The 708-nt window shown below is 63.8% G+C and carries 1 protein-coding gene; it reads left to right on the forward strand.

The genetic code is table 11. From position 1 onward, the window contains the following. The first annotated feature begins 66 nt into the window (after positions 1-66). Entirely contained in the window at positions 67-672 is a 606-nt protein-coding gene (locus AC07SZ_RS35625; protein WP_494917905.1) for a M81 family metallopeptidase, read from the forward strand. Positions 673-708: the final 36 nt, after the last annotated feature.

Genomic DNA, 708 nt, shown 5'->3' on the forward strand with positions numbered 1-708 from the left:
TGTAGCTAACAGCAGGCAAGGTCATGACAGCCGTGCCTATGCCACAATCGCTGAGCCGAAGTTAATGTGACAAGCCCTGTGCCGCTGCTCTGGGCGGCGGCCATCCCCGGCCCGATCGTCTCACGATCCTGCTTCGAGGCCGTGAGCACGCGCCTCGTCGGCTGCATCGAGGACGCCGGCCCGCTCGACGCGCTCTATCTCGAATTGCACGGCGCCATGGTCGCGCTAGGGCAGGAGGATGGCGAAGGCGAACTGCTTGAGCGCATCAGGTGGATACTGGGTCCGGACGTTCCGATCGTCGCCAGCCTCGACTTCCATGCCAATCTGTCGCCGAGGATGGCTGATCTCGCCACGGTGCTGGTCGCCTATCGCACCTACCCGCATATTGACATGGCACGGACCGGGGTGCGGGCGATCGACGCGCTGCTGACGCTTGCCGGCGGCGGCCTTGCCTGCAGGGCTTTTCGGCAGATCCCCTACCTGCTCGACCTGACGGCGCAATGCACCACGCTCGAACCGGCCGCCGGCTTCTACCAGAGACTCGCGGAAATCGAGGCGTCAACAGGATGCACGTGCTGCATGACGTTCGGCTTCGCCGGCGCGGACGTCCATGACTGCGGCCCTGCGTTCGGGGCTTGTCACATTAACTTCGGCTCAGCGATTGTGGCATAGGCACGGCTGTCATGACCTTGCCTGCTGTTAGCTACA

Source organism: Mesorhizobium sp. GW821-FHT07A06, assembly GCF_059419085.1.